General features: G+C 68.7%; 2 protein-coding genes. One reads left to right on the plus strand and one right to left on the minus strand.

From position 1 onward, the window contains the following. Window positions 1–435: ribosomal protein S18-alanine N-acetyltransferase (gene rimI / locus QAA18_RS10270; RefSeq protein WP_279412842.1), on the plus strand; the 435-nt coding region annotated here is incomplete at its 5' end. A 172-nt stretch (window positions 436–607) separates the two neighbouring features. Here the strand turns inward: rimI and QAA18_RS10275 are convergent. Continuing rightward, window positions 608–2,558 (minus strand): valine--tRNA ligase (locus QAA18_RS10275; RefSeq protein ID WP_279412843.1); only part of this gene is annotated, 1,951 nt, incomplete at its 5' end.

Raw genomic sequence — 2,558 nt, forward strand, 5'->3', positions numbered from 1 at the left:
GCGCGGCCGATGCGCGAGGACGACCTCGACGCTGTGATGGAGATCGAGCGCCGTGCGTATCCGTTCCCGTGGACGCGCGGGATCTTCCGCGACTGCCTGCGTGCGGGCTATCCGGCCTGGGTGCTGGAGGACGACGGCGTGCTGGCCGCCTACGGCCTGCTGAGCATCGCCGTCGGCGAGGCGCACATCCTCAACCTGTGCTCGGCACCGGAAGCGCGCGGTCGCGGCCTGGGCCGGCGCATGCTGCGGCTGCTGCTGCAGCAGGCGCGCGGCCGCGCGGTGGAACGGGTGTTCCTGGAAGTGCGGCCGTCCAACCCCGCCGCGATCGCGCTGTACCACGCAGAAGGCTTCAACGAGATCGGCCGCCGCCCCCGCTACTACCCCGCCACCCACGGCCGCGAAGACGCCATCGTCATGGCCCTGGAGCTCCTGTAAGAGCTGGAAACGCAGGACGCGGATAACGCGGATCTTGAGAAGCGGATCAACGCGGATAAAGCAAGGCAGAGTGGGTTCAAGCGAGTTACCGTCGATCGCGTGGACCGACTCCAGCCTTATCCGCGTTGATCCGCTTTTTCCATCGGCGTTGATCCGCGTCCTGCGTTTGCGGTCAAAGCTTGGCGCGCTGGGCGGCGAGGGCTTCGTGCTGGGCGGTCCAGTCGGCGAGGCGGTGGCGTTCCTGGTCGACGACGGCGGCGGGGGCGTTGGCGACGAAGGTCTCACTGGCCAGCTTGTTGCGGCACTTGGCGATCTCGCCCTCGACGCGCTTGAGCTCCTTGTCCAGGCGCGCGCGCTCGGCGCCCAGGTCGACCAGGCCTTCCAGCGGCACCAGCAGCTTCAGTTCGCCGACGACCGCTGTCGCCGCGGCGGGCGCCTGCGCGGCGTCATCGAGGAATTCGATGCGTTCGACCTTGTTGAGGAAGCGGATCTGCGACTCGAACCGGCGTGCACGCTCGCGGTCGGCTTCGTTGCCGCCGGCCAGCAGCAGCGGCACCTGCTTCGCCGGCGGGACGTTGAGCTCGCTGCGCACGCGGCGCAGCGCCGAGACCATGGCCTTGAGCCACTCGACGTCGGCGACGGCGCGTTCGTCCGTGGCGCCGAAGTCGGACGCCTGCGGATACGGCCGGAGCATGACCGTGTCGCCTTCGATGCCCACGCGCGGCGCGACCTGCTGCCACAGTTCCTCGGTGACGAACGGCACCAGCGGATGCAGCAGCGCGAGCAGACGCTCGAGCACGAACAGCAGCGTGCGGCGCGTGCTGTCCGCCGCGGCGGTGTCGTCACCGTTGAGGGCGGGCGTGGAGAGCTCGACGAACCAGTCGCAGAAGTCGTTCCAGGCGAACTCGTACAACGCCTGCGACAGCAGGTCGAAGCGGGAGTCGGCGACGTGGCGGGCGGCTTCGGCGGAGACGGCGGCGAGGCGGGCGAGGATCCAGCGTTCGGCGTCGGTCGTGGGAGCGGCGGGAGCCGCGATTCCAGGATTCGCGGCTTCCGCCGCTCCCACGCCTTCGGTGTTCATGAGCACGAAGCGGGTGGCGTTCCACAGCTTGTTGCAGAAGTTCTTGTAGCCCTCGGCGCGGCCGAGGTCGAACTTGATGTCGCGGCCGGGGCCGGCCAGCGCGGCCATGGTGAAGCGCAGCGCGTCGGCGCCGAAGGCGGGGATGCCTTCGGGGAACTCCTTGCGCGTCGCCTTCTCGATGCGCGGCGCGTCGGTGGGCTTCATCAAGCCGGTGGTGCGCTTGGCCACCAGTGCGTCGGCGCTGATGCCGTCGATCAGGTCCAGCGGATCGAGCACGTTGCCCTTGGACTTGGACATCTTCTGCCCGTGCGAGTCGCGCACGAGGCCGGTGATGTAGACGTCCCTGAACGGCACTTCCCCGGTGAAGTGGTCGGTCGCCATGATCATGCGCGCGACCCAGAAGAAGATGATGTCGAAGCCGGTGACCAGCACCGACGACGGCACGAAGCGGTCGAAGCCGCGTTCGGCCATCAATGCCTTGTCGGGCCAGCCCATGGTGCTGAACGGAAAGAGCTGGGCGCTGAACCAGGTTTCCAGCACATCGGCGTCCTGCGACAGCGCGACGTCGGCGCCCAGCGAGTGCCTGGCGCGCACGTCGGCTTCGTCGCGGCCGACGTAGATGTTGCCGTCCTCGTCGTACCAGGCCGGGATGCGGTGCCCCCACCAGAGCTGGCGGCTGATGCACCAGTCCTGGATGTTCTCCATCCAGTGGCGGTAGGTGTTGATCCAGTTGGCGGGGACGAACTTGACGTCGCCACGCTCGACGAGCTCCATGCCGCGCCTGGCCAGGCCGTCCATCTTCACGAACCACTGGTCGGTCAGGTAGGGCTCGATCGCCTGGCCGGTGCGGTCGCCGCGCGGCACCTGCAGCTTGTGCGCCTTCGTCTCCACCAGCAGGCCGGCGGCCTCGAGGTCGGCAAGCACGGCCTTGCGCGCGGCATAGCGTTCCAGGCCGCGGTACTGCTCCGGCGCGACATCGTTGATGGTCGCGTCCGGAGTGAAGATGTTGATCAGCGGCAGGCCGTGGCGCTGGCCGACGGCG

This window comes from Luteimonas sp. 8-5 (assembly GCF_029763755.1).
Taxonomy (GTDB): domain Bacteria; phylum Pseudomonadota; class Gammaproteobacteria; order Xanthomonadales; family Xanthomonadaceae; genus Cognatiluteimonas.